We start from the raw sequence: 22,943 nt of genomic DNA, 5'->3' as shown, positions 1-22,943 counted from the left end.
CGGAGCGATCCGGCGGGCCTCTTTTCATCTCATTCGTCCGGGCAGCCGTTACTGGCTCATATTGCCCAGCATGTTGCGGACGGCGGCAGCGCCGCTCGAAGCCGCACCCGTGCCGCCATTCAACAGCTGCTGCAGGAAGGTCAGATCGCGGCCGCCGGTCGGCGTCGTGCGCGAGATGGTGTCGAACACCTTGCCGTCCTGCATCATGTAATTGGCACGACGGTCAACGACGCCGTCCTTGTTGAAATAGATCGCAAGCACCGTCTGGTCGACGACGTTAGGCTTCATGAAGGCCACGGCGCGGTGGCGCTTCTGCGAGATGTAATAGAAAACTTCGGCGTCGAAGGTCGCCGTGGTCGAGGGCGTGCCCATGGTCAGCAGAACCTGCTCGCGGCTCGATCCGACCGGGATGAGGTTGAGCGACTGCTCATCGACGACATAGCCATTATACATGGTATCGCCGATATTCATGGAGGTGCAGCCCGAGACGGCTATCGATGCGACGGTCAGGGCCGCGGCGGTCTTGCTCAACACGTTCATTTCGTACCCGAAAATCCGCTTTTTCAACGGCATCCCCCACATATCGACTCCGGCTCTCGCCGGTTACTCTGCTGTTCATACCATTGTGGCTATTCCGGGGAAGCCGACCGCCGGGAGCCGAAAAGCCCATCCTTTGCGGCGAGCTCGCCCGCACATGGCGAACGCATTGCATTTCGTGCATGCTTCGGTAAACCAGCTTTGGCTTGCATGCAACATCGCCGGTCGCCGGCAAAGCGGAATGATGGATGCCGGACGGGAGAAAATTGACGATGTTTGGCCTGTTCAGGAAGAAGAACCGCAATCGCGCCATTGTCGATCGCCAGTATCAGACCTTGACCGCGGCGGCCCGCATTCCTTTCTTTTATACCGATCTCGACGTGCCGGACACGGTCATGGGCCGGTTCGAGATGCTGTCGGTCGTGATGATCCTGTTTTTCCGGCGCACGGCCAAGGCTGAAGGCAGCGGCCAGGAACTCGCGCAGGAGATTGTCGATGCCTTTTTCCAGGACATCGATCATTCGATTCGCGAGCTCGGAATTGGCGACCAGGGCGTGCCGAAGCGGATGAAGAAGCTCGCCGGCATGTTTTACGGCCGGCTGGAACGTTATGCCGCAGCCCTTGAGGCAAAGGATGTTGAAGGCTTGGCAGAAGCGCTGCGACGGAATATCCATCCGCAGGAAAGCGATGCGCCTGACATGCGCGGCCTGGCTCTCTGGATGATTGCCGCCGAAGCAGATCTGGCCGGTGTGTCGGAAGACGAAATTTCCCGTGGGCTGCTGCAATTGCCGGCTCCGGGCCTGAGCGAGAACTCAGGGAAGTGAGGAACGATGAAGACTGAACATGACGGCGGCGACAAGCCTCCTTTCTCCTATCCGGTAAAGGTTGGGAATATCTCGGTTAACCCGGTCACCGTGACGCTTGAAGCCGATCCGCGCGAACTTGTCGGTCTGGCCAAGCTCTGGCGCGTCCTGTCGGTGGAGAGCCTGAAAGCCGAGCTGCAGATCGTTCGTTGGAAAAAGGACGGTATCCGCCTCAAGGGCAGGGTTTCTGCCGATATCACCCAGGCTTGCGTCGTCACGCTCGAGCCGGTCATCTCCCATATCGACGAGCCTTTCGAGCAGATCTTCGTGCCGGAAGGTTCGAAGCTTGCACGGGTGATCTCTGCCGAGAATGCCGAAATGGTGCTCGACCCCGAAGGGCCGGATCTTCCGGAGACCTTTGTCGGCGATACGATCGATGCCGGCGAGGTGGTGACGGAATTTGCAGCCCTCTCGATCGATCCTTACCCGCGCAAGCCGGGCGTCGAGTTCACCACCCATCTGGAAGGCGATCCGAACGACAAGGGAGGCCGGCCCAACCCGTTCGCAGTCCTCAAAGATTGGAAAAAGGATTGAGGCCTGTTGTAAGCGGCAACAAAAACTATATTTTGGCCACGATTTCGCCGGCAGGGCAGAGCATTGGCAAAGCCACTGCACAAGCGTCACTGCAAAACTGATGAGTGGCACACGGCTGCTGGGCTTAGATGTCCGGTGAAAATAAGGATCTGGCAAGCGTGATCAGAATTTCCATTGACGCCATGGGTGGTGATTTCGGCCCAGAGGTCGTGATACCCGGTGCCGCCAAGGCGCTGGAACGTCACCCCGACGTCAACTTCCTCATCTACGGCCTGAAGGCTCAGTGCGAGCCTCTGCTTGCCAAATATCCGAAGCTGCGCGACCGCTCCGTCTTCCACGAATGCGAACTTGCCGTCGGCATGGATGAAAAGCCGAGTGCTGCGCTTCGCCGCGGCCGTTACGTCTCCACCATGTGGCGCACGATCGAAGCGGTGAAGCTCGGCGAGGCCGATGTCGCTGTTTCGGCCGGCAATACCGGCGCGCTGATGGCGATGGCAAAATTCTGTTTGCGCACCATGGCAAGCATCGAACGCCCCGCGATTGCCGGCATCTGGCCGACGCTGAAGGGCGAAAGCATCGTTCTCGACATTGGCGCGACGATCGGTGCCGATGCGCAGCAGCTGCTTGATTTCGCCCTGATGGGCGGTGCCATGGCACGTGCGCTGTTTGAACTCGACCGTCCGACCGTCGGCCTGCTCAATGTCGGCGTCGAAGAGGTCAAGGGCCAGGAAGAGGTCAAGGAAGCCGGACGGCTGATCCGCGAGGCAAGCCTGCCAACCATCGCCTATCACGGCTTCGTCGAAGGCGACGATATCGGCAAGGGCACGGTCGATGTCGTGGTCACCGAAGGTTTTACCGGCAATATTGCGCTGAAGGCGGCCGAAGGCACCGCGCGGCAGATCGCCACGCTGCTGCGGGAATCGATGTCGCGCACCCTGCTTGCCAAGATCGGTTATCTCCTCGCCAAGCCGGCCTTTGACCGGCTGCGTGAAAAGATGGACCCGAACAAGGTCAATGGCGGTGTGTTCCTCGGTCTGAACGGCATCGTCATCAAGAGCCATGGCGGCACCAATGCCGATGGTTTCGCAGCGGCGATCGATGTCGGCTATGACATGGCCCGCAATGATCTCAATGCAAAGATCGCCCAGGATTTGAAGATTTATCATGCCAAGCGCCAGCCTTCGGCTGGCCCTGAAGCAGCATGACGAGATGTGAGTTTTAGAATGATCCGTTCAGTAGTTCGCGGTTACGGGGCAGCACTCCCCAAGCGGGTAGTCACCAATCGCGAGTTGGAAGACATGGTCGATACGTCGGACGAGTGGATCGTCCAGCGCACCGGCATCCGCCAGCGTTATATCGCGGGCGAGGGTGAGACCACCGCCTCGCTCGGCGAACAGGCGGCCCGTGCAGCGCTCGACAAGGCCGGCCTGACGCCGGACGATATCGATCTCGTCCTCGTCGCCACCTCGACGCCGAACAACACTTTTCCGGCCACGGCCGTCGAGATCCAGGACCGTCTCGGCATGACGCATGGTTATGCCTTCGACATGCAGGCCGTCTGTAGCGGCTTCGTCTACGCGATGGCGACTGCCGACCTGCATATCCGCGGCGGCATGGCCAAGCGCGTGCTGGTGATTGGTGCCGAAACCTTTTCGCGCATCCTCGACTGGACCGACCGTACGACCTGCGTTCTCTTCGGTGATGGCGCAGGCGCCTTGGTTCTGGAAGCGCAGGAAGGCGAGGGGACGAATGCCGACCGCGGCATTTTGACCGCGCATCTGCGCTCCGACGGTTCCCACAAGGATAAGCTCTTTGTCGATGGCGGCCCTTCGACGACCGGCACGGTCGGCCATCTGCGCATGGAAGGCCGCGAAGTCTTCAAGCATGCGGTGGCAATGATCACCGATGTCATCGAAGGTGCCTTCGACGCAACCAAGACCACGGCAGACGATATCGACTGGCTGGTGCCGCATCAGGCAAACCGCCGAATCATCGACGGTTCTGCCAAGAAGCTTGGCATTCCGTCCGAAAAGGTCGTCGTCACCGTCGATCTGCACGGCAATACCTCGGCGGCTTCCATACCGCTGGCGCTGTCCGTTGCGCTGGATGACGGACGCATCAAGCAGGGCGATCTCGTCATGCTGGAAGCCATGGGCGGCGGCTTCACCTGGGGCGCGCTTCTCATTCGCTGGTAAATGGTGCTGGTAACCGGGCACCATGTCTGACCGTTCAACGGCCAACGGTCTGGGCAAATGTCCAGATCGCGGAAATAATCGATTTCAAACAGGTGCTTGACCCAAAAGCTTAAGCAAAATACTCTTGGTCGGCTTTGATAAGATCAATTTTCAAAATCGGGCGGGGATCATGGCCGGCAAGACAGTGACACGGGCGGATCTGGCGGAATCTGTATTTCGCAAGGTCGGGCTTTCCAGAACGGAGTCTGCCGAGCTCGTCGAGACGGTAATCGACGAAATCTGCAACGCAATCGTACAGGGTGAAGTGGTCAAGCTTTCGTCCTTCGCCACCTTCCAGGTGCGCGCCAAGAACGAGCGGATCGGCCGCAACCCGAAGACCGGTGAGGAGGTTCCGATCTCGCCGCGGCGGGTGATGACCTTCAAGGCGTCCAACGTCCTGAAGCAGCGCATCCTCAAGGCGCACAGTTCCCGCAAGGCCAAGCAGAAGCCGGCAACCCCTGTCGCCTGATAGAGCGGGTCGATCGCGACGATATCGACGGGTGGGCAATTTCCTGCGCACCCGCTTTTCCATTCTTGTGAACATGCTTGAATCTTGCGGTGCAAACCGTTGAGATATGTGCGATTCGGCGCATAGTTGCTGTCGCGCTTCGCAGCTTGAAGCTTCCCCTGCAGCACAGCGTTCGAAGGTTGGAGACTGAACTTGGAAAAGAGCCCGGACGCTTTCCGCACGATCAGCGAAGTTGCTGACGACCTCGATCTGCCGCAGCACGTCCTGCGTTTCTGGGAAACGCGTTTTCCGCAGATCAAGCCGATGAAGCGCGGCGGTGGCCGCCGTTATTACCGTCCGGAAGATGTCGATCTCCTCAAGGGCATCCGTCATCTGCTCTACGACCATGGTTACACGATCAAGGGCGTGCAGAAGCTTCTGAAGACGAACGGCAACAAGTTCGTGGCGGCAATCGCCTCCGGCGATATGGCGACCATGGAAGCCATCATGGCCGCCAATAGCGACAAGCATGTCGAGCCAAAGGTTGCCGCTGCCGATGACGACCAGATCGTCGGCCGTCCGAAGGTCAAGCCGAGCGGCCGTTTCTTCGGCTTCGGTGGCTCCGACGACACGCCGGAAGTTTCCATCGGCAAGTCGAGCGTCGGCAAGGAAGATCGTGCGCTCTTGCAGGAGGCGCTGTTCGATCTTCTCGAATGCAAACGCCTGCTCGATCAGGTTCGCTGACGAAAAAAGCGCCAGATCACCAGGAATTTACCGCTCGCCCCTGTTTCGAACGGAAAGCTGACGCATTTCCTATTGTGGAAACACGAATAGGAGAAAAACGATGAAGAAAATCGCGATCCTTGTCGCTGCCTTCGCGACAGCGGTAAGCGGTGTCATGCCGGCGGAAGCCTTTCCGATCGCCGCAGCGCCGCGTGTTGAAACCTCGCAAGTCACCCAGACCCAGCCGGTAGAACAGGTGCAATGGCGTCACCGCGGCGACGGCTGGAGCCATGGCGACTTCCGCAATGCGCGACCGCACCGCTACTATCGCGGCAATCACGGCCGCTATTACCGTGGCAACCATGGTCGCTATTACGGCAATCGTTATTACCGCGGTCGTCACTATGGCGGCTATTATCGCCGCGGGCCGAGCGCCGGCGCCATTATCGGCGGACTGGCCGCAGGTGCCATCATCGGCGGCGCGCTCGCCCAGCCGCGTTATTACGGCGGCAACTCGCATACCAGCTGGTGCTATAACCGCTATCGCTCTTACCGGGCGTCCGACAATACATTCCAGCCGAATTACGGCCCGCGCCGCCAGTGCGTTTCGCCGTGATCGCCAGTCGGACAGCTCATTGATGTGATGAACCAAGGCTCGCTCCCGAACGGAAGCGGGCCTTTTTCTTGCCATGAGAGGAGTTGCGGGCTCTTGGTCCGGATCGGGATTTTTCGCTTGCGTGGACAGGGGCATGTCAGTATGGAAGGCATGCTTCCAACGAAGCTGGTCGGGGCGTAGCGCAGCCCGGTAGCGCACTTGACTGGGGGTCAAGGGGTCGTCGGTTCATTATACGGGACCGTCGATCTGTTCACGACCGAGACTAAAAACTATGACGGAATGTAGCGCAGCCCGGTAGCGCACTTGACTGGGGGTCAAGGGGTCGTGGGTTCGAATCCCGCCATTCCGAGGTTTTTCAAAAGGTTACCTCATTTGGTAATCGACTTCTTAGGCGCCAGCTAGTTAACTGCTAGTTGGCGCCTTTGCTTTTCTGGACACCATCTGAACATCTGAACAGTCAGTCGTGGCACTTTATGCCGACTCATCCGCCGGCTAGGCGGATTCCTTTCAGAAGACTAGGCCGAGGAGCGGAGCCCAACTTCGCAGCGGACGAGGCCTTGTCGTCAAAATGAATTTAAGAAGCCGGCCGATAGGCCGTCATTTCCGGCGAAGCCGGCTTTGGACCCCGACCGAAGGAAGGGGCTTTGAGCGCCCGATTGATCGATATTGCCAGTCCGTCACTCTGGTCGCTCATCATCATAGGAACCGGCGACAAAGTTGGCGCGGATGCCCCAGCCTTCCGTCCCACTTGGCGCGAGAAAAATCACCCCCCGCTTGCCGTAGTGGCGGACGAGTTTTTCAACGCTTGCGATCCCGGCTGCCCCCTTCTCGATCATGTAGATCGTGCGTGGACTGATGCCGGAATCCTCCGCCACCTCGGCCTGAGTTTGACCAAGGACAAGTCGAGCGACAGCAAGCATTCGTGATGGCGGCCTCATGCCGCCTTGGTGTCATCAAAAGCCCCGGTTCGCAAACAAATGTTGACAATAGCGATCGACTCGCGAAAAGTAGCGATAGATTCGCTAATAAGAGCGACAGAACCGCTAATCTTTCGTGGCTCGTGGAAGCCGCGAATCAACATGAGAGGGCAATCCCATGAAGTTCGCCTATTTGAGCGCAGAAGATGCACAGAGACTGTCCGCCGATTTGCGCTCGGTTGAGGCTGGGATTACCCACACACTGTCACTCCACACCGCTCCCATCCTCGAAGCCCATCAGATGTATTCACGCAGGACGGCCTGCCTCTCCGGATACGTCTTTGGACATCCATCTCTGGGAGACAGTCGTGAAATCATGACCAGTCAGCTCATGTACATGGACACGGAGGTCGGCATCGCCCGTACGATCAACCGTTGGTACCGCCTGGGGCGTCCGGCCGAAACTGGAAAAGCATGAAGCCGGGCCGAAAGCGGCCACGACTTCGCACCAATGCTTGACTAGGATTCAAATAGGTGTCCCGTGACAGATAAACTGCCACCACAAGATCGCCACTTCCTACGCCGGCAGCAGGCAGCAATCGCCGGATTGCATTTGCCGACCGCCGAGGAGCTGCTCCTAGGGATGGCCTTCTTCCGCGAAGACTTGGCCGAAGACATCCGCGAATATTCCGAACGTCTGTCGGGTCTACTTAAAAAGCGGAAGCGGACTAGGCTTGCGCTCCTCGCCGCTGGCCTGGATGAGCTAGCATTGCATCCCAGTAGCGACGCCGTGCTTGCGGTGGAGGCTGCTCTCGATCTCATCGATGATGCCCAAGGATTGCCGTTCGATGAGTGCCGCCTGCGATGCAGATTCTACCGGGCGTTCTTCGGGGATGGCCAAGCGACGGCGTTGATCGCCGGAGAGATCGCCCATCTAGCTTCTGAGAAGCTCACTGCTGCGGAGAGTCTCCACCTGCTGTGGCGTTCGCTCAGTTGGGCAGCACAATCCCGTGCACTCCACGCGCGGCAACGAGCAGGTGTTTCTAGTGAAAGATCCGCAGAGTGGTTCGAGATGGAAGTGCGGACCTACGAGGCGCATTTCAAAAATGCGATCACTTCAAAAATGGTCGATGGGTCTGAACCCAAGGATTCAGGTGATGCCGGCCTTTCAATCCCGACCTGGGAAGAAGAGCCCTTAGAGCACCAGACGCGACCGACTAACGGTGTCGTCGTTATCAACGGCGTCGGTAATGATACGACGGCCGAAGGGAAGCGAGTAGCCAAGGAATTCGAAAAGTTCAAACAGCGTGAGTTGCCTTTGCCCGGCATGCCTCAATTGACCGAAGTTCGTGCGCGGCTGATCGCGGAATTTCCCTATGCAGTGACGGTTATTGACAATGTGCTGGAGGGCCTTGATGGCCGGGCCAATCTCTACCTGAGACCAATGATCCTGCTTGGTGCGCCTGGAAGCGGCAAGACTGAGTTTGCCAAACGATTGAGTAAGGAACTCGGCGCGCCCTTTGAAGTCATATCTTGTGGCGGCCTGAGCGATAGCGCCATCGGCGGGACCGCCCGGAGGTGGTCATCGGGCGAACCAAGCCTCGCGATCATGGCCGTGCGTCGCCACCGGTGCGCCGGACCGATTCTAATTCTCGACGAGATCGATAAGATCGGCACCAGTCGCAACAATGGCAATGTGCACGACGTGTTGATCGGCCTGTACGAACCGGTGACATCGCGCTGCTGGCATGATCCCTACATTCAGGCTCCATGCGATCTGTCGCACGTGTCCTGGCTGATGACCGCGAACTCGATTGAGCCGATCCCGAGAGCCTTGCGCGACAGGTGCCGAATCCTTCGCTTTCCCACCCCGGGAGCCGATCAATTGCCGACGCTCGCCTCGCGTATCCTGGAGCGGTTGTACATCGATGCGGGTTACGATCCGCGCTGGGCCAAGCCACTCGAAGGATTCGAATTGGACGCCTTGGCGAAGGTCTGGACCGGTGGCTCGATCCGAAGGTTGGAACGGGTTGTCGAGGGATTGCGGAAGGCCCGCGAGCAAGCAAGGCGGCAACAATGAGTTTCCGAAAGGCCGCAAGCGTCTGACATGCGGCGCATGTTAGAATTGCCCACATTCTTTGTTGCGAATGGTGTCCACTTCAAGCGAAGTTGGCCACTTCGCGTCCAGCTCTGCCCACTCTATAGCGAGGTGATTGGAGATTGGTATGTCAAAAGGGGGAAAAAGCGATGCGAACAAAACCAGCGATAGTCGAGTAAGGAATTCGGTGCCTGACGCCGAGACGTTTGGCGAAGCTCTGTCAGAGGTAGGATTCGTACCGGCCAATGTCGGGCCAAAGACTGTGTCTCAAGGGAAATACAGGGAGACACTCAAAAGGCGGGCTCTTAAGAAGTCAGGCGAGTAGAATTTCGGCGACCAACCTCCTCAGCCTGCGATAGTGGTTCGGAAGCTACGGCGATGATGGAGGTGTATGGTGACTGGCAAGCTATCAGGAGAGAATAGGCGAAAACTCTTGCGAAACTTGGCTCTTTCCACTCAAACAGTGGTCGCATGTGGCCATGCGATGCGGGTGACGGTGGCTGATATGCTTCAAGATTTTGAGAACATCCGCGCCGTGTCGGCGTCGGATCCACAAGCACTGCGTCTTTGTGAGGCTCTTGAACGAGCCATAGAAGACAACACCGTGCAAAACCGCCAGGTTTTTCAGATACTGGGCCTTAATATCGTGTAGGGAGGTCGTCGCCTGCACCCAGGGTTCCGATCGAATGTTAGCATGCTTGGCCTGTTGGCCGCCGTTGGTCTTGAAACGGGTCCGGCCGATGAGGCCAAGCGTGATACCTCGCTCTCCGATGTCTACTCAACAACGACAGGGCAGACGAATCATCGTCGTTCGTGCCATGCAGACTACTCAGATTGCATATGAACGGTAATGAGAAACATAAATGCCTTTGACCCTGGCTCAGCTTGAGCGCCATCTTTTCAGCGCAGCAGACATTCTCCGCGGTAAAATGGACGCGTCGGAGTTCAAAGAATACATCTTCGGGATGCTGTTTCTGAAGAGGTGTTCCGACGTCTTCGAGCAGGCAAGGTTGGAAGTTATCGAGAAGCGCGTGTCCAGTGGCGTTTCGCCAGAGCGCGCTGCGCAGGACGCTGAAAGCAAGGTCTGGTACGGACGTAGCGGAACCTTTTGGGTTCCACCGCAGTCCAGATTCGAATTCTTGGTCAACGAAGCTCATGAAAACATTGGCGACACGCTGAATAAGGCCCTAGGTGGCATAGAGTCCGAGAACATCGCGCTCGAAGGAGTCCTTGACCATATCGATTTCACCCGGAAAGTCGGCCAGAGCAAAATCAGTGATTTAAAACTCCGTCAGTTGATCACGCATTTTGGCCAGATTCGTCTTCGTAACGAAGACTTCGAGTTCCCGGATCTGCTCGGGGCGGCATACGAATATCTCATCGGAGACTTTGCGGATTCGGCCGGAAAGAAGGGTGGCGAATTCTACACGCCGCGTTCCGTGGTGCGCATGATGGTTCGGCTCCTTAAGCCCTCGCTCGAACATGACATCTATGATCCGTGCTGTGGTTCCGGAGGGATGCTGATTGCCGCCAAGGAATACATCGACGAGCATGGTCAGGACGGACGTAAGGCCAACCTCTTTGGCCAAGAAAATGCCGGCACCGTCTGGTCCATCGCCAAGATGAACATGCTGCTGCACGGGATCAACAGCGCTGATCTTCGCAACGAAGATACCTTGGGTGAGCCTCAGCACGTTGAGAATGGTGAGCTCCTCCGGTTCGATCGAATCCTGACGAATCCCCCCTTTTCCATCACATGGGGCACGAAGGACAAGGACCGTTCCGGCAAGCCAATCTGGCAGCCGAAGTTTAGGGAACGCTTCTTTCACGAGGTGCCTCTGGGCTCTAAGAAGGCCGATCTCATGTTCTTGCAGCACATGCTTCACGTCACCCGGGACGGCGGCATGATCGCAACCGTCATGCCGCACGGAGTGCTGTTCCGCGGCGGGGATGAAGGCAAGATCCGGCAGAAGATCATCGAGGACGATCAGATCGAAGCGGTCATCGGCCTTGGTCCGCATCTCTTTTATGGCACAGGTATTCCGGCTTGCATCATTGTCCTGCGCCAACGGGTCCACAACGGAGCCAACCTTGTCTCGGGCAAACCCAAGGAACGGCAGGGCAATGTGCTCTTCATCAACGCTGACCGCGAGTATTTCGAGGGACGCGCGCAGAACCACCTACTACCCGAGCATATCGAGAAGATCGTCACCACTTTCGAGGAGTATCGCGACGTACCCGGCTTCTCCGCCATCGTGGACATCAAGACCCTGAAAGAGAACGACTGGAACTTGAACATCCGTCGCTACGCCGACAACGCACCAGCGCCGGAACCACAAGATGTGCGCGCCCATCTTGTTGGCGGCATCCCCAACGCCGAAGTCGAGGCAAAGGTAGGCCTTTTCGCCTCTCATGGCTTGGATCCTATGGATCTGCTCACCATCCGCGATGACCATTATCTCGATTTCGCGCAAGGTCTCGACACCAAGGTCGGCCTGAAGCCCGCTGTCGAAACCAATTCGGGATTACGGGCCAGGGAGGCCGAGGTAAAGAACAGCTTCAACGCCTGGTGGGGTGCCCATCAGGCGAATATCCTGGCTCTCGCCAAAGTGAATGATCCGGCGGGGCTGATCGCGCTGCGCGACGAACTCCTGTCCAGCTTCCCGGAGACGCTCGAGAGCCTCGGTACGCTGGACCCGTTCACCGTGCGCGGGATCATCGCGCAATTCTGGAACCAGTCGAGGTTCGACTTTCTCACCCTCATGGCGCGCGACACTACAGGTGTGATTGATGCCTGGCGCACCTCGATCGTCACGGCGCTGGAGGACAAGGGGAACAAGGACAGCCCACTGGATCACAAGCTGGTAACCTTCCTGATGGGCAGCTTCGTGGCCGAGATTGCCGAGCTTGAAGGACGCAAGGCCGAATTGGACGCGCAGATCAAGGCTGCCACCGCCACGCCCGAGGAAGGCGAGGAGGACGAGGACAACACCGATCCGGTTGACGAGGCCCAGATCAAGCGGTGGAAGAAAGACCTGACCGAGGTCAATAAAGCCCTCAAGGCCAAGCACGCCCAGTTCACCGACGAGATCAACAGGTCGGTTGACGGACTGACGCCCGAGGAAGCCGGCGAACTCCTCCTAAAGATCCTGCATGACGACATGGAGAAGATTCTTACCCGCTACATTGCGGCACAGCGCGGGCAGATCGTGGCGACCTTCGAGAACTGGTGGGACAAGTATCGCGTGACCTTGACCCAGATCGAGCTCGCGCGGGCGCAGGCGACCGAAAAGCTGACCGGGTTCCTTAAGGGGTTGGGGTATGTCTGAACCAGCTTTTAAGAGAGTCGAACTCGTGGATATTGCTGAACGTACCAGCAACAGCTTCGTTGATGGGCCGTTTGGATCAAGCTTGAAGTCCAACGAGTACACAGAAGCAGGCATTCGGCTAATTCAGCTCCAAAACATCGGCATCAACGAATGGAATGACGACAACAAGAAATTTATCTCCGAGCAGAAATTCCTCTCGCTTCAGCGGCATGGCGCAGTGCCAGGTGACATAGCCATTGCAAAAATGGCCGACCCAGTTGCGAGGGCATGCATAGTGCCTGAAGCCAGCAAGCAGTTCGTGGTGGTGGCGGATTGCATCCGTCTACGACCGGACACGACCAAGTTCGTCCCCTCATTTGTTGTAAAGGCAATCAATAGCCCCTACACCCGACAAGAGGCGGAGAAGAAAGCAATTGGTTCGACACGCATTCGGATCAATCTCTCGACGCTGAAAACCGTGGGATGCCTCATTCCACCTTTTGATCATCAATCCAAAATCGCCGAAATTCTCGACACGCTAGATGCGGCGATCCGGGGCACCCAGGCGGTGATAGCCAAGTTGAAGGCATCAAAGCACGGGCTGCTGCATGACCTGCTGACTCGCGGCATCGACGTGAGAGGAAATCTCCGTCCTCGCTACCCCGACGCACCCCATCTCTACAAGGAAACCCCACTGGGGTGGCTACCAATGGAATGGGATGTTCTGGAAATACAGGACCTGCTTGCCGCAGTTGATCCGGCGATGCGCTCAGGACCGTTTGGCAGTGCTCTTCTGAAGGAGGAGCTTGTCAGTCATGGCATCCCATTTCTCGGTATTGACAACGTCCATGTCGAGAGGTTCGACCGAGACTACAAACGCTTCGTGACGCGCGCAAAGTTCCTCGATCTTCACCGATATGCCGTCCGACCGGATGATCTGATGATCACCATCATGGGCACCGTAGGACGTTGCTGTTTGGTGCCAAAGGATATCGGTGACGCACTGTCTTCCAAGCATACTTGGGCGATCTCGTTGGATAGCGACAAATACTCTCCCTACCTTGCAATGTTACAAGTCAATTATTCAGACTGGGTTCTTCGCCACTTCTCGAAGGATCAACAGGGGGGCACTATGTCGGCTATCAGGTCAGATACCATTCGCTCGACACGATTGCCTGTTCCGCCAAGGGAAGAGCAAACCGCCATTGAGTCGATAGTCTTGGAGTTATCCGAACGACTGCGGGAGGAAGAAGCAATTCTAGCCAAGTACCGCCTTCAGAAATCCGGTCTCATGAATGACCTGCTCACAGGGCGCGTCTCTGTCACTCCGCTTTTGTAACCGGAAGATCTGCCCATGGCTCACGAATACATCGATGTCGAAAAGCCGTTCATTGACCAATGTGTTGCCATGGGCTGGCAGGCGCAGACCGGCAACAAGGATGACGCGGGCCTGACCGGACGCACGAGCTTCAAGCAAGTCATTCAAGAGACGAACCTGCGCGAACGACTGCGCACCATCAACCCCGGCCCGGATGGTCAGCCCTGGCTCGACGATACTCGCCTCTCCGAGGCAGTCAGTGCGCTGACGCGCCACGGCCAGCGCGGGTTCATGGAGGCGAACCAGGCGGTGACGGACCTGCTCCTTAAAGGGCTGACAGTCGAGGGTCTGCCCGGTTGGAACGGCGGGCGCGGCCAAACGATCCGCTATATCGACTGGTCCAACCCAACGGCTAACACCTTCACCATTGCCAACCAGTTCCGCGTCGATTGCCCGCCTGGCCATGATGTGGGCAAGGGCTTCATCATCCCCGACATAGTGATGCTGGTGAACGGCATCCCGCTGGTCGTGGTAGAGGCCAAGAGCCCCGGCATCCCCGAGCCCCTGGCTGAGGCGGTCAAGCAGTTGCGGCGCTACCACAATGCCCGGAAGGCCGCGCTTGAGGTCGAGGAGAATGAGGGCGCCCCCGCGCTCTTCGCGTCGGTCCAGCTATTGATCGCCACCAGTTTCGATGAGGCCCGTGTGGGCTGCATCGGCGCAGGGCTGGAACATTACGGACAGTGGAAGACGGTCGTCGGGCCCGATGGCACAGGATCCGAGGTCGTTGTGGCGTCAAATTTGGGAAAAAACGCGCTTTCGGAGCAGGAACGCCTTGTCGCCGGCGTGCTACGCCCTGCGCATCTGCTGGATCTCCTGAGGCACTTCTTGCTGTTCATGCAGGTCGGCGGGCAAATTATCAAGACAGTGTGCCGATACCAGCAATACCGTGCCGTGAACCGTGCTGTCGAGCGGCTGCGGACGGGCAAGACACGATTGCAGGATGGCGAATACGACCGCCGAGGCGGCATCGTGTGGCACACCCAAGGCTCGGGCAAGAGCCTCACCATGGTGTTCATGATCCGCAAGATGCGCACGAACCTCGAACTACGGAAGTTCAAGGTGATCGTGGTCACCGACCGACGCGACCTACAACGGCAGTTGTCGGAAACGGCGGCGCTCTCGGGGGATGTGGTCGAGTTAGCGACAGACGCGGGAGCGCTTAGGAAATTGGCGCGGCGCAAGGGGCCAGGCCTGGTCTTTGCCACGATCCAGAAGTATCGGACGGACGAGGATGTGCCCGAGGTTACAAGGGGACCCGCCTTCGAGGTGCTCAACGAAGATGAAACGATCCTTGTCGTGGTTGATGAGGCTCACCGCACGCAAGCAGGTGATCTGCACGCAAACCTGCTGGCTGCCCTGCCAAACTGCGCTCGGATCGGCTTCACCGGCACACCCATCATCATGGGTGAGAAGAAGCGCACAACTCAAATCTTCGGTGATTTCATTGACAGGTACACCATCAAGGAAGCGGAGGCGGACGGCGCCACGGTGCCAGTTCTTTACGAGGGGCGCACGGCAGAAGGTGCGGTAAAGGATGGCGCTACGCTCGACGATCTTTTTGAGGACATGTTCCAAGAGCGTAGCGAGGAAGAACTGGAGGCGATCCGCAAGAAGTACGCGACCAAAGGCAACATCCTCGAAGCGCCCGCAATGATTGCCGAAAAGGCACGCGATATGCTTCGACATTACGTGACCAACATCTTGCCGAACGGGTACAAGGCTCAGGTGGTAGCCTATAGCCGGACTGCCGTCGTGCGGTACCATGCGGCTTTTCTCGAAGCACTCGACGAATTGCTGGCCGAAGCCACAGCGCTCTCCGATCAAGAGAAGGCCTTGGATGACGAGGCGCTTTGTACAAAACCGCCCCGGCTTCAAGCTCTCGTGCAGGCTTGGCGTTACCGCGAAACTCTGGCGCGGATCGAGTTCGCCGCCGTCATGTCCGGAGGCAATAACGATGATGCCGGTTGGAAGCAATGGACTGATGGAAGCATGCAGGAGGTGCGGATAAAGCGCTTCAAGAAGCCGCTGCTCCACGCTGATCCTTCCAAAACGGATCCCTTGGCATTCCTTATTGTGAAATCAATGCTGCTGACCGGGTTCGACGCCCCAATAGAGGGGGTGATGTATCTTGACCGCTCAATCCGGGAGGCCGAGCTTTTGCAGGCAATCGCCCGCGTGAACCGGACTGGCCATGGAAAGACCTGCGGCATCGTCGTCGATTACTTCGGCGTTGCCCACCATCTGAAGGCAGCTCTCGCGGCCTATTCCGATGAAGACGTCGATGGTGCTCTTGTCAGTCTGAATGACCAGATACCCATTCTTCGAGATCGCCATATTCGTGTGGTGGACATCTTCCGACGTGCGGGTCTTGATGATCTAGCGGACGATGAAATATGTCTGAATGTCCTCGCGACCGAAAAGGCGCGCGCCGAGTTTTCTGTGAAACTGAAGGATTTCTTGAAGTCGCTGGAGATCGTTCTCCCCAGGCCTGAAGGCTTGCCTTTTGTTAAGGACGCGAAACGACTTGCCTATATCTATGCACGGGCGAGAAACCGATATCGGGATCTTGTGCCAATCGGATCCGACGTCGGGGCAAAAGTACGGAAGCTCATTGATGACCACGTGATCTCGCTAGGGATCAATCCAAAGATTCCGCCCGTCCAGTTGACGGATGCTGAATTCGAGCACCAAGTTGGCCAGGCATCCGGCAGTCGTGCGAAGGCTTCCGAAATGGAACATGCTATCCGTTCTCATATTAGGAAAAATCTCGAGACAGACCCTGTCCGCTTCAAGCGAATGTCTGAACGACTTAACCAGATCCTTCGTAGCCTGGGACAACAGTGGGAGGAAATAGTCCAACAACTGCAAACGATCATCGATGAATTGCGCTCAGGCAGTAACCCTGACAATGATGATCCATCGGACATCCCTGCCATTTACCTTCCGTTTCTTCGGACCGCGCTGGACGCTTTTGCCAGAGACCAGAATATTTCGGAGGCTGAGCTCCAAGCAATCCACCGGATGACTATCGAAGTTGTGGATCGAGTTATCGAAGAAATCCGCGCAAATCGGTCAATTTGGAACTCGTTCAAGATGGCCGATCAAGAGAATCTGCGCTCGGAGATATTCGAGATCATATTCGACAAACACCTGCCTGGCGTTGGAGTTGACGACGCTGAAGGCCTTGCAGATCAAATTCTGCAGCAGGCCAAGGCCAACGATGACATCCTCCGGAGCGTCTGATGCCATTGCTTCCGCTTTCACCTGTTCGAACCGGAGGGAAGTTAGCCCGTTCGTCGGGTGATACGCTGGAAATCGATGGGTTGATCTTCGAAGTTCACCGAAGCGACAGGCGCAAGACACTGCAGATTACGGTAGAACGGTCCGGAGAGCTCTCGATTACTGCTCCCACTGGAGTGCCGGAGTGGGACTTGGCGTCTTTCGTTGAAGAAAAGCTGCTATGGATCCACACCAAAATCGAAGAGAAAGCGCGGCTGCAAAAACGCGCTCCGATCAAGGAATTTGTGAATGGTGAGGGCTTCCTGTATCTCGGCAAGAGTCACCGCCTCCGGCTAGTCGAGAACCAGCTCGTCGATCTTTGTTTGAAGAATGGCCGCTTCTGCCTCAGGGCCTCCTCAGCTCACCGCGCTAGAGATGTCTTCATCGCATGGTACACAAGGCGTGCTCTGAAATGGTTCTCGCAACAGGTCGCTGAACACGCCAACCGGATGGGTGTCCAAGTAAGCGAAGTTAAGGTTCAAGATCTCGGCTTCAGGTGGGGATCGTTCAGCGCCGACGGGAGGGTTTCGTTTCACTGGAAAGCGATCTTGTTGCCTCCACGGATTGCGCAATACGTGATGATTCATGAGCTTGCTCATGCGCACCACCCGGACCATTCGGCTAGTTTCTGGACTAAGGTCGAGCAACACCTGCCCGATTGGCGAACTCGGAAATCCTGGCTGGCGGAAAACGGAGTTCAAGTTGAAGGACTGTAAGCTCCGCATGCGGACCATCCGAATCGGTGCGGGTACCCGAGGGCACGTCCTCCATCCGCAGATAATAGCCAAGGCGAATTCAATACGCGGCTCTGTTAAATTATTGCGATCAGCAGGGATAAAGTCGCTCGGAAGTCAGGTCCTAGGTCACCATCCAAAAAAACTCGATGCAATTGATTCGGTTGCGATTGCGTTGAACGCTTCACTCAGCGATAGCTTTGTAACTCAACCTACAGAAGTGATTCCTGATCAAATCTGCAGTCGAGGTTGCTGCTTTAGTGAAGCTTTCGGGTAAATGGACGGGAGCCTGCGGGCCAAACTGCATGAGTTTAATTTTGACACCGATCTCGCACGGAGATCTCTGCCATGGAAATAGATGGGAAGTTGATGACCTCGATCTTCTTGTCGAACGCGTCGCCCGTGTGGCGATGGGGCAGTACCGCCATGTTTCCAGGATACTCGATGGCTTGAACGTAGCTGCCCCGAAAGGATCGAAAGTTCACGCAGAGAATGCCATCCAGAAGATGCAAGTCGCGAAGAACGGGGATCCGTGGCAACGCGATGGATGGATCTTTCAAATCATATCGTGGATCGCCGCAAGCCAGCAGAAGGCGGGGAAGGCCATTTTGAAGCCGCCACACATTTTCCATGCGCACAAAGGATTCGACGGTATTCAGCTTGAAATTACTGATGATGGCCAATCGGTAATCGCACTCATCATATTCGAAGACAAGGCGACCGATAATCCAAGAAGCACCATTCGGGAGGATGTATGGCCAGGAATCGTCAGTATGGAGGCTGGCGAAAGGGTCGCTGAACTCACGCACGAGGCGGCCGGTCTCTTGGAAGCGCAGCAACACGTCTATCCCGGCATGGATATTGACGGCGCAGTCGATCGGATTCTCTGGCAGGAAGCGCGTCGATATCGCGTCAGTATCACTACGGGCAATACGCACAAGACAGAGAACGCTCGCGCAGGCCTTTTTGCAGACTATGACACGACTGCGGCTGGAGACACGCTTCGTCGACAAGCAGAGACAATGCATTTCGACGACTTAAGGGCCTGGATGGCCGGCTTCGCTGCCAAAGTGATCATCAAGCTGGAAGAGTTGGGGAATGTTTGATCCAATCACATCCGCAATCATTGCCTCGGCGCCTGCATTGTCAGGTCTCGACCTTGATGACCTTCCCAAGAGATTGACACAGGCCTTCTCTGAAATCGTCGCCGCTCGTATCGAGCTTCGGGGCCGGAAGCGGGACGAGCCGGCGGAAGCGCTTTTACAAACAATTCGCGAGATGCAGCGGCTTGCGTCGGCCCACGAGAGCTACGTCGCCCTATTGCCAGATCGCGATAACAGATCTGCGGCAGCTTTCGTCGCCGCGTCTGCACATCAGGTCTGCCTTTTAGGAACCTACAAGCCTGATGGTTACGTGTCGTACCTAGATGGTGCCAGCCTCTCCGCAGAGGTGTGCGCGAGCTTGCTGTTCCTGATTGCAGAGGCGCATGCGGACGCTGCAGAGTGCGCTAAGCGGATATCAGCACCTACGGATCCTGAACGTGCTGTGGAGGCGGCGCTGTTAAACGCAATCCGGTGGCTTTGCCTAGGTCGTGTGCATCTGGTCGCTGCGATCACGGTTCCGGAGCTTCCGATCTACGCCGAGTCCAGCGATACAGCCGTCAGTGCGCTCTATCTCGAACTTCTCAGGGGTATCAAGAATCTTGCTCTGCGTATCCAACGCAGAACGGATCTACCCTTGGAGGTGGGCGGTATCGAACCCTCGGCGAACTTCTTCAACCGTGTAAAGCAGCTCAGCATCGGGCAGCTTGATGACATCTTCGGGACCGGCGATCCGGTCTTCAGCCTTTTCCCTGGGCCACTGCATCTTGCGAACCTTCTCCTCGCCGTTGATCGCGACCTCGTCGGTTCCGCTCTGAGCCGCATTCCGACCCCCGATCAAGTCCCCGACCAGGACTGGTGGCGAATCGTAAAGCGCATGTCCGGGGGGCGACCTTTCTTGTGGCGTAACCACATGGCCGCGATCGATAGCGGCTATCTCAATAAGGGTGTCTCTGCTGCAATCAGCTTTCCGACGGGAGGCGGAAAGTCGACGCTGTCTGAGTTGAAGATCGCCACGGCGCTGTTGCGAGAAGAGAAGGTCATGTTTCTGGCGCCAACACACGCGCTCGTGGATCAGACTGCTAGATCGCTGCAAAAAACCTTCAAGACTTTCGATTTCGAAATTTTTGGTGACGTCGCCGACGACAGTTCGGATGAGTTGATCGAGCTGCCGGAAGCTATTGTCACGACACCGGAGCGATGCCTTATGCTGCTCACCACACAGCCCGAAGCCTTTAAGGATCTTGGGCTCGTGGTATTCGATGAGTGTCATCTTCTCCACCCCCGCGACGTCGAGAAGAGCCGACGCAGCGTTGATGCCATGCTGGCGCTATTGAACCTGTCGCTCGTTGCGCCGAATGCTGACTTGCTTCTCCTCTCGGCTATGATGAAAAACACGGACGAGATCGCAAACTGGGTTGGCGACCTGACGGGTCGGAACTGTCTTGCTCTTAATCTTGCGTGGAAACCTACCCGTCAAGTCCGTGGCACCGTCGTATATGCCGCCCGGCGAATCAATGAGCTCAACGAGGCGCTGACTGAAGCCCGCGGAAAATATCCGAACAAGGACGCTCCCAAAGCGGTCACTGACACCCTGACGGCGCGGCCCTTCGGTTTCTTCGGCTTGCTGCAGACATGGGCTACTCAAGACCGAAGAGACTATGCGTTGCTCCCCCTTCTATCAGAGGAGCATGCCTTATCAACGGGAACGACGAAGCGGAAGACGTGGTATCTCACGCCGAATGGAAATCACACGAGTGCCGTTATTGCTGCGGCCGCAGCGGAAGCGGATTTGAAGACACTTGTGTTCGTCCAGTCCGTAGTGTTTGCCGAATCCGCCGTGAAGGAATTTAGGGCTTTGGACAGTCGCGATCCGGTAACGCTGAACGAAGCGGAGCTGGATCTTTACCGGATCGCTTCGGAAGAGATGGGTGGTGCAGGATTCTGCTACATCAGCGTCGATGAACATGGGAAGTATTCCGGCGGCGCCGCCGGGCACCATTCTCTGCTGCTTCGCGAGGAGCGTCTGCTGCACGAGTCCCTGTTCAGGCGCGCAGACGGTATCAAGGTTCTATTTGCAACCTCCACTCTCGCCCAGGGCATGAACCTACCCAGCGAGCTGGTGATCATAGCTGGTGATAGTCGTTTTGACCCCGAGAAGGAGAAGATGGCTCAACTAGAGGCACATGAATTGCTGAATGCCGCTGGACGCGCTGGCAGGGCGGGGGAGAATTCTCAGGGTATGGTCTTGGTAGTACCTAGCAAGGTCGTGGAATTTGACGAGGAAAAAGGCCTTATCAACGCCCATTGGATGACGCTGCAGTCGATTTTTTCACAAAGCGATCAATGCCTCGAAATCGATGATCCCACCACGGTACTTCTCGACCGCATTCAGGCGGGAACTTGGGGCGACGCCATGTCGACCTACTTCGTGAGCAGGCTGCCACCCGCGGATGAAGATGGCAGCGACGGCACGCTTCGGAGTGTACTCAATAAATCGCTCGCGGCCTTCAAGGCGCGTCAACGTGGAGACGAGCAATGGATGGAGGATCGGATCAGCGCGGTTTTCTCAGCGCGAAACCAGATCCCGGTCGCTGCAGAGGATGGGTGGTTGGACAGGGTTTCTGGTTTGACAGGTGTAGGAATCGAATCCTTGCGCCAGATCGCCGCCGCCTTCGAGCCGGTCGAGACATTCGAATCGACTGACGCGGCTATCGCAACGCTGTTGAAATGGTTGATGGCTGACCCTAGAAGATTGTTCGAGGTCATGCGCCCGGAGAACGTGGATGACTTCTTCGGTGTCGCCTTCGGCAAGCTCAGCATTGAAGAGAAGGCTGGGTACGCTTTACCGATAATATGGGACTGCCTTGACGCCTGGATGAGCGGTGCTCCGCTGAAGGACATCGAAGCGAAATACCCCAACGGGGATTCTGGTCGTTGCAAGCATGCACGGCACTTCGTTCTTCGAATGGTTCCAGATTTGGCGTTCTTCGCAGGACTGCCAGCCCGTCTTTCTGCCGCACGCCACAGTGACAAAGGCGACGAGGAAGCCTTGTCGATCGTGCTCAGCACGCTAGGAGCAGCGGTTCGTGAAGGATGCGATAGTCCGGAGGCATTAGCGGTACGAATAACATCGGCCCGTCGAACGACTTCACGGGTCGCCGCGCGCGCTGAGTTCGACCTACTCAAGGCGTACTTCCCGGCAGGATCCTGGAACGAGACCTTTGAGAAGACGCAAGAGCGCGCTCGCAATGCCAAGCTTATTCGGGCGTTCGTAGTGCCGTAGCCAATGCCGATTACTTCGCGAAGGATTGAGCCGCTTTTAGAATGGCAATAGCATCGCGATATTCATCAGTGGAGATCCAGTCCGGGCTGCCCCTTTCGATGATGGTGAAAATCTCGTCGTCCGCGGCCGTCCTTATGCCGTTGAGGACATTGTTCAGAAAGTAGTTTTCGTGTCCGTCGGCCTGGCACAACATGGCTCTAGCGACAGCCTCTGGGCTGGGCTTGACGTTTTCCGGAACCGTGGCTGTCGCGAGCACCAGGTCAAAATCTGCCGAAGCGCCGTCCTCTGTTACAGGCCACGGAATATTCAATGATCCATCGCTTCCGACAACCGCTAGAGACTTCGTGCCCATCTTCTTGAAGTGTGCCCGCCATGATTCCGCAAAGCCCGCGCTCGACGCGCCCTCTCGGAACAGGACTCCGACGCTGCCCCAAGTTGAGCCTATTACTCCCCGCTTGGCTTTCGGAGCTTCGGCTTTCCAGAGGGCGGAAGCCTCGGCGACAAGATCGTCAATCGTTACAACTTCGCGTCGGCACGGTACAAGCAACCCTGTACCCGGAGGACCATCTGATCGCAGCACCATGGTGAACGTGTTGGATCGGCTTGAGGATATACGTCCATAGTCAATGGGAACCAAAACCGGAACTGCCTTAGAGACATCCAGCCTATGATCTCGCCAGTCCTTCCGCCCCTCTGTTTTGTCGTCCCAGAGAAGCGAGCCGATGATCAAGATGCCGCATTTCATACCAAACTCCGACCAGTCGATCCGTCTCGCCGCTTCTCAACATGGTCCACTAGGATGACCTCGGCCCTAATACCGGATCGCCGTCGAAGACCGTAACGCCTCTCTCACCGGCACTCTCCCGCGTTGGCCGACCATTTAGTATC

At 57.1% G+C, this 22,943-nt stretch carries 19 protein-coding genes and 1 tRNA gene; 17 read left to right on the top strand and 3 right to left on the bottom strand.

Annotated elements, in window-relative coordinates; genetic code table 11:
* Positions 1-48: 48 nt before the first annotated feature.
* On the bottom strand, positions 49-573 hold the full coding sequence (locus FHW37_RS07510) for an outer membrane protein assembly factor BamE (protein WP_186458180.1): 525 nt from the start codon (positions 571-573) through the stop codon (positions 49-51).
* A gap of 236 nt (positions 574-809) precedes the next feature.
* Here FHW37_RS07510 and FHW37_RS07505 point away from each other — a divergent pair, with 236 nt between their 5' ends.
* The 8 genes from FHW37_RS07505 (at position 810) to FHW37_RS07470 (ending at position 6,304) form a co-directional block, all read left to right on the top strand.
* Positions 810-1,361, top strand: a complete 552-nt coding sequence (locus FHW37_RS07505; RefSeq protein ID WP_145634540.1) for a ubiquinol-cytochrome C chaperone family protein — start codon at positions 810-812, stop codon at positions 1,359-1,361.
* Positions 1,362-1,367: 6 nt separating this feature from the next.
* The gene (locus FHW37_RS07500; protein ID WP_145634536.1) at positions 1,368-1,934 is read left to right on the top strand and encodes a YceD family protein; all 567 of its coding nucleotides are present in this window, start codon (positions 1,368-1,370) and stop codon (positions 1,932-1,934) included.
* Between the two features lie 158 nt (positions 1,935-2,092).
* Positions 2,093-3,139, top strand: coding sequence for a phosphate acyltransferase PlsX (plsX, locus tag FHW37_RS07495; protein ID WP_145634534.1), 1,047 nt, complete (start codon positions 2,093-2,095; stop codon positions 3,137-3,139).
* Positions 3,140-3,157: 18 nt separating this feature from the next.
* A complete protein-coding gene (locus tag FHW37_RS07490) occupies positions 3,158-4,129 on the top strand; it encodes a beta-ketoacyl-ACP synthase III (RefSeq protein ID WP_145634532.1) in 972 nt (323 codons plus the stop codon).
* Positions 4,130-4,298: 169 nt separating this feature from the next.
* On the top strand, positions 4,299-4,637 hold the full coding sequence (locus FHW37_RS07485; protein WP_145634530.1) for an integration host factor subunit alpha: 339 nt from the start codon (positions 4,299-4,301) through the stop codon (positions 4,635-4,637).
* Between the two features lie 192 nt (positions 4,638-4,829).
* A complete protein-coding gene (locus FHW37_RS07480; protein WP_145634528.1) occupies positions 4,830-5,360 on the top strand; it encodes a MerR family transcriptional regulator in 531 nt (176 codons plus the stop codon).
* A 100-nt stretch (positions 5,361-5,460) separates the two neighbouring features.
* Positions 5,461-5,955 carry a BA14K family protein gene (locus FHW37_RS07475; protein ID WP_145634526.1) on the top strand — a complete coding sequence of 165 codons (495 nt, stop codon included), beginning with the start codon at positions 5,461-5,463 and terminating at the stop codon, positions 5,953-5,955.
* A gap of 275 nt (positions 5,956-6,230) precedes the next feature.
* A tRNA-Pro gene (locus FHW37_RS07470) sits at positions 6,231-6,304 on the top strand.
* 328 nt (positions 6,305-6,632) lie between these two features.
* Here the strand turns inward: FHW37_RS07470 and FHW37_RS07465 are convergent.
* A complete protein-coding gene (locus FHW37_RS07465) occupies positions 6,633-6,875 on the bottom strand; it encodes a helix-turn-helix transcriptional regulator (protein ID WP_186458179.1) in 243 nt (80 codons plus the stop codon).
* A gap of 175 nt (positions 6,876-7,050) precedes the next feature.
* On the opposite strand from FHW37_RS07465, the gene FHW37_RS07460 reads away from it, so the two are divergent.
* The 9 genes from FHW37_RS07460 to FHW37_RS07420 all read left to right on the top strand — a co-directional run bounded on the left by FHW37_RS07460 (position 7,051) and on the right by FHW37_RS07420 (position 22,055).
* Positions 7,051-7,350 (top strand): DUF6634 family protein, encoded by a 300-nt coding sequence (locus FHW37_RS07460; protein WP_145634521.1) that lies wholly within the window; start codon positions 7,051-7,053, stop codon positions 7,348-7,350.
* A 63-nt stretch (positions 7,351-7,413) separates the two neighbouring features.
* Positions 7,414-8,952, top strand: a complete 1,539-nt coding sequence (locus FHW37_RS07455; protein WP_145634519.1) for an AAA family ATPase — start codon at positions 7,414-7,416, stop codon at positions 8,950-8,952.
* Between the two features lie 412 nt (positions 8,953-9,364).
* The gene (locus FHW37_RS07450; RefSeq protein WP_210249277.1) at positions 9,365-9,622 is read left to right on the top strand and encodes a hypothetical protein; all 258 of its coding nucleotides are present in this window, start codon (positions 9,365-9,367) and stop codon (positions 9,620-9,622) included.
* Positions 9,623-9,833: 211 nt separating this feature from the next.
* On the top strand, positions 9,834-12,299 hold the full coding sequence (locus FHW37_RS07445; RefSeq protein WP_145634515.1) for a type I restriction-modification system subunit M: 2,466 nt from the start codon (positions 9,834-9,836) through the stop codon (positions 12,297-12,299).
* Positions 12,292-13,617 carry a restriction endonuclease subunit S gene (locus FHW37_RS33915; RefSeq protein ID WP_145634513.1) on the top strand — a complete coding sequence of 442 codons (1,326 nt, stop codon included), beginning with the start codon at positions 12,292-12,294 and terminating at the stop codon, positions 13,615-13,617. Before FHW37_RS07445 ends, FHW37_RS33915 begins: the two co-directional genes overlap by 8 nt.
* Positions 13,618-13,632: 15 nt before the next feature.
* Positions 13,633-16,899: a type I restriction endonuclease subunit R gene (locus FHW37_RS07435; RefSeq protein WP_145634510.1), complete on the top strand. Its 3,267-nt coding sequence runs from the start codon at positions 13,633-13,635 to the stop codon at positions 16,897-16,899.
* The gene (locus FHW37_RS07430) at positions 16,899-17,651 is read left to right on the top strand and encodes a M48 family metallopeptidase (RefSeq protein WP_145634508.1); all 753 of its coding nucleotides are present in this window, start codon (positions 16,899-16,901) and stop codon (positions 17,649-17,651) included. Before FHW37_RS07435 ends, FHW37_RS07430 begins: the two co-directional genes overlap by 1 nt.
* Positions 17,652-17,986: 335 nt before the next feature.
* Positions 17,987-18,775, top strand: a complete 789-nt coding sequence (locus FHW37_RS07425; RefSeq protein ID WP_246690700.1) for a hypothetical protein — start codon at positions 17,987-17,989, stop codon at positions 18,773-18,775.
* Positions 18,768-22,055 (top strand): DEAD/DEAH box helicase, encoded by a 3,288-nt coding sequence (locus tag FHW37_RS07420; protein WP_145634504.1) that lies wholly within the window; start codon positions 18,768-18,770, stop codon positions 22,053-22,055. Before FHW37_RS07425 ends, FHW37_RS07420 begins: the two co-directional genes overlap by 8 nt.
* Positions 22,056-22,065: 10 nt before the next feature.
* On the opposite strand, the gene FHW37_RS07415 is transcribed toward FHW37_RS07420, so the two are convergent.
* Positions 22,066-22,800: a hypothetical protein gene (locus FHW37_RS07415; protein WP_145634502.1), complete on the bottom strand. Its 735-nt coding sequence runs from the start codon at positions 22,798-22,800 to the stop codon at positions 22,066-22,068.
* Positions 22,801-22,943 lie beyond the last annotated feature (143 nt).

The organism is Neorhizobium alkalisoli (assembly GCF_007829835.1).
In the GTDB taxonomy this organism is placed as follows: Bacteria; Pseudomonadota; Alphaproteobacteria; order Rhizobiales; family Rhizobiaceae; genus Neorhizobium.
Note: the sequence above shows the minus strand (reverse complement) of the source record. Positions and strands in the feature narration are given on the sequence as shown.